Origin of the sequence: Methanomethylovorans sp. PtaU1.Bin093 (assembly GCF_002067275.1) — an archaeon.
GTDB lineage: Archaea > Halobacteriota > Methanosarcinia > Methanosarcinales > Methanosarcinaceae > Methanomethylovorans.
In genome coordinates this window covers 1-4,291 of the sequence record NZ_MVQX01000006.1, presented here as the reverse complement: position 1 = coordinate 4,291, position 4,291 = coordinate 1, and the positions used below count along the sequence as shown (strand labels likewise).

General features: G+C 47.0%; 5 protein-coding genes and 1 pseudogene. 4 read left to right on the top strand and 2 right to left on the bottom strand.

The window, feature by feature from the left end:
- Window positions 1-325: secondary thiamine-phosphate synthase enzyme YjbQ (locus tag A4E24_RS00135; protein ID WP_292350632.1), on the bottom strand; the 325-nt coding region annotated here is incomplete at its 3' end.
- Window positions 326-578: 253 nt separating this feature from the next.
- On the opposite strand from A4E24_RS00135, the gene A4E24_RS00130 reads away from it, so the two are divergent.
- From A4E24_RS00130 to A4E24_RS00120, 3 genes are all read left to right on the top strand, one after another.
- A complete protein-coding gene (locus A4E24_RS00130) occupies window positions 579-1,076 on the top strand; it encodes an Hsp20/alpha crystallin family protein (protein WP_292350630.1) in 498 nt (165 codons plus the stop codon).
- Between the two features lie 335 nt (window positions 1,077-1,411).
- On the top strand, window positions 1,412-2,608 hold the full coding sequence (locus A4E24_RS00125) for an ammonium transporter (protein WP_292350629.1): 1,197 nt from the start codon (window positions 1,412-1,414) through the stop codon (window positions 2,606-2,608).
- Between the two features lie 10 nt (window positions 2,609-2,618).
- Window positions 2,619-2,951, top strand: coding sequence for a P-II family nitrogen regulator (locus A4E24_RS00120; RefSeq protein WP_292350627.1), 333 nt, complete (start codon window positions 2,619-2,621; stop codon window positions 2,949-2,951).
- Between the two features lie 72 nt (window positions 2,952-3,023).
- Here the strand turns inward: A4E24_RS00120 and A4E24_RS00115 are convergent, their stop codons facing one another.
- Complete coding sequence (locus A4E24_RS00115; protein WP_292350625.1) at window positions 3,024-3,755, bottom strand: NAD-dependent protein deacylase; 732 nt, start codon at window positions 3,753-3,755, stop codon at window positions 3,024-3,026.
- Window positions 3,756-4,027: 272 nt separating this feature from the next.
- On the opposite strand from A4E24_RS00115, the pseudogene A4E24_RS00110 reads away from it, so the two are divergent.
- Window positions 4,028-4,291 (top strand): annotated as a pseudogene (locus tag A4E24_RS00110) (tryptophan-rich sensory protein); the annotation flags it as partial.

Sequence of the window (4,291 nt, the reverse complement as noted above, 5' to 3'; positions counted from 1 at the left end):
TCCTTTGCCATGTGCCAAGTACAAGCTTTCCGTCTACGATAGGTATCGTTTCACTGGACCCCAGGAGCATAGCCCTCAGATGAGAATCAGCATTGTTGTCTATGCGATCGTGATCATAACCTGCTCCCGGAGGCACCAGCTTGTTAAGCAGGTTGAACATATCAGAAAGCAGCCCTGGTTCATTCTCATTAATGACAATAGCAGTGGTCGTGTGAGGAGTACTTATCACACATATGCCACTACGTATTGAGCTTTTGTTCACGTCTTCCAGAACATTGTCTGTGATGTCTATCAGCTCGACTGCAAGATTCGTATCGATCTTCATAAAACCACTCCACTATCAGTATTCTTCGTGATTTGATATAGGTCTATGGGAATATACAACCTGTCCCGGTCCTAAGGGCGAAACATGTTTATTGTATAGTGATATGTATTTACATAGGGGTATACAGCGCTTATACTTGTAAGAATGTGCTGAAAGTATACCTTTATATACTACTTGTTCGTATAAATCAGAACAAATGGGGACAAGTGGGCAAGCAACTTGATCTGCTAAGAGCCTACGAAGGAGCTATTATATGGACGACAAGAAAAAGCATTCTTTCGATGAGGATTTTGATAAGAGCCCGATCATGGACATCGAACAGCTCATTCAGCACTTGCTGTCCATGTTCTCCAGAGATGCTGATGACCTTGGTGAGTCCTTTATCTATGGCTATACCATCTTCCAGAAGGTCGGCGAAAAGCCTGATATACAGGGTTTCAAAATAGCCCACTCCTCTTTTTCCGAGGACGAGGATGATGAAGAAGGGGACATCTATATCAATAGCACTGAGCCGGTGGTCGAGGTCTTTGAAACCGAAGACACGGTATACGTGACCGCAGAACTTGGAGTGGACGAAGAATATGTGGAATTCTCTCCTTCTGCAGATGCACTGGAGCTGGTAGTCATAGCACCCAACTTTGGATATTCAAAAATGTTGGAGCTGCCCGTGCCAGTTGATCCAGATACCGCGGTACATACTTGCAGGAACGGTGTTTTTGAGATATCTCTCAAAAGAACTTTTCCTGAATAAGATCTGAGATCATTATCTGCACATTTTGGGATGTGCATTTTCTTTTGGGTTTTTCATGAGTTTGCGCTTTTGGCTTGTAGTTACTTCTCTCTTATTGTGAAAAGTTAAGTTTTATCGATATTTCCTGAATTTTTAAATATCCAAGCTGTTTTAAGTAAAATATTTATACTATAAAGTCGGAATACGGATACATACTGTAGAAAACAGTAAAATAATAATTATAATGGTGTATGGAAATGGAATCGACATTTATAGGCAAAATAATGTTGCAGATCATCCGGTCATCCGACAGGATATTGTTTACAGGCTCTTGCCAGATACAGAGGTGTTATTGAATGGCGCTCGATACAGGCGATACTGCCTTTATTCTGATCTGCACTGCCATGGTCATGCTTATGACTCCCGGTGTGGGTTTGTTCTATGGCGGTATGGTAAGGAACAAGAACGTCATTTCAATGATCGCAATGTCTTTCATAGCATTTGCAATAGTGACCATCCAGTGGGTAACAGCCGGTTATTCCCTGGCCTTCGGACCAGACATCTCAGGTTTTATAGGAAGCCTAGAGCACTTTGGACTTAATGGCGTAGGACTGGACGGAGAAGGCATACCTGACATGCTTTTCATGGTTTTCCAGCTGGTATTTGCAGGGGTCACACTTGCGATCCTCACATCAGGTGTTGCAGAGAGGATAAAGCTAAGCTCTTTCATAGTACTGGGTGTACTGTGGACCACCCTTGTATATGATCCTCTTGCTCACTGGGCATGGGGCGGTGGCTGGGCTTCACAGCTTGGAGCTCTGGACTTTGCAGGAGGCACTGTGGTACACATTAGTTCCGGATTCGGCGCCCTTGCGCTGGCACTGGTGATCGGGAAGCGATCGGGGTTCGGTAAGTTCAGCATGGAAGCGGAGAATGTCACACTCACCCTGGTAGGAGGCGCTCTCCTGTGGTTCGGATGGTTCGCCTTCAACTCAGGCAGCGCACTTGCAGCCAACGGTCTGGCAGCGAACGCTTTTGTAGTAACTAACATTTCAGCAGCTTCAGGTGCTCTTACCTGGATGCTTGCTTCATGGGCAAAGGGTAAGCCCAGTTCCCTGGGAATGGTAAGCGGTGCAGTGGCAGGCCTGGTGGCAATAACCCCTGCATGCGGATTCGTCGGACCCATGGCAGCTATCGTAATAGGTGGGATCGCAGGTGTGCTGTGCTACAGAATGCTGCTCTTCCGTGTGAAGAAGGGTCTGGACGAAAGCCTGGACGCCTGGGCCATTCACGGCATGGGCGGTCTGTGGGGAGCCCTTGCAACAGGGATATTTGCAACTGCTTCCATCGGAGGTGTGAACGGTCTCATATACGGCAATGTACACCAGTTCCTGATCCAGGCTCTGGATGCCGGTGTTGCGATCTCATACGCCTTCGTGGTAACATACATTCTTGCCAAGGTGATAGACAAGACCATGGGACTGCGTGTGACAGAGACCGAAGAATATGTGGGACTGGACATCTCACAGCACGGAGAATCCATGAACGCATGAGGTGATGACAATGAAGAAGATCAATGCGATCATACGTCCGGAGATGCTTAACGACGTTAAGGCCGCCCTGGCAGAGCAAGGATATTTCGCCATGACCGTATACGAGGTAAAGGGCAGAGGTTCTCAGAAAGGGATATGCCTCCAGTACAGGGGCAAAAAGATAGAAGTGGATATGATCCCAAAGATGGAGATAGACATGGTGGTCAAGGACGAAGATGTCCGCCCCATCATAGACATCATCCGCAGATCGGCCCGTACAGGTAAGTTCGGCGATGGAAGGATCTTTGTCTCTCCTGTGGAATTGGTCGCTGCCATCAGGACAGACGATGAGATAACAGAATAGGCCTAATAGCCGGATCACTCCGGCTACTATCTTTTTTCCATCAGCTTTGTCTTGATCCCACAGATAAAATGCTTATCGGATCTCTTTTTCCAGGTACCTGAACACTTCTTCAAGGTCAGGATATCTTAGATAAGCGTACTCATCAAGAGGTGTAGGCATGTTATTGACTATGACCAGCCTGCCTCCATGCTTTACAGTGTCCAGGGGCAGGGATGCTGCCGGATGGACCACCAGGGACGAGCCGACCACAACCATCAGATCGGCCTTCGAGCTTTCGGAGATCGCCTGAGAAAGGGCATTTTGGTCCAGCATTTCTCCGAAGAAGATAATATCCGGCTTTACAAGACCTCCACATCCGTCACATTTAGGGACGACCTGTGGTCCGTGCACAATAGGAGAAATAAGCTCATAAGGGAATTTTTTGCCGCAATGCAGGCAGGTGTGTTGTGCAGGAGAACCATGGATCTCTATGACCCGCCTGGAGCCTGCCTTCTGGTGCAGCATGTCTATATTCTGGGTGATTATCGACTTCACCATCCCCTCGTCTTCCAGTTTAGCCAGCATTTTATGGATGATATTGGGTTCCTTCTCTTCCAGGTTGTAGATGAACTCTCGTCCATGCGTATAGAAATATGCAGGGTCCTTGCGGAAGTAATGGATGTCGAAGATCTTATCCGCATCGAATTGCTTGTAAATGCCCTTGCTGCCCCGGAAGTCAGGTATACCTGACAGTGTGGAGATACCGGCACCGCTCAGGAACACACAGTGACTGGAGCTATGCATAAGGGAAAGAAGCTGATGCATAAAGAGAGATTATTGCTGATGGGTATATATCTTTTACCCGATCTCACGCAGCCCCTTCTTTTACACCCTGGATACCATCACAGGATTGTGCACGCTCACCATTGTTTTGGTCTTTATCTACTAAAGAACAGAGCTGGAATTTCGGACATCTGTGACCACCGATGGAAGTTGAGTGTCTTTTATTACATAGCTCTTAAATACACGCAACTAAGAACACTTCTATTGCTTTACTGTCAAAGAAGGGTTATACGTTACAACAGGAAGGGAACAAAATGGAAAGAAAAGAAAGGGTAACAATTATTAAAGTCATCACAGCAATAACTTTTCTGGTGATGGTTACAGTCAATGCTCTGGCCAACGGCCTCCCGATCAATGGAGTGAACACTGGCCAGATCTCAGATTCCTATCCCAATCTCTTTGCCCCTGCAGGGCTGACCTTTGCTATCTGGGGACTCATATATCTGCTGCTTGCAGGGTACACACTGTACCAGCTTGGTGTTTTCCGGGACGATACAAGTGCCATGAGGACCGAGCTG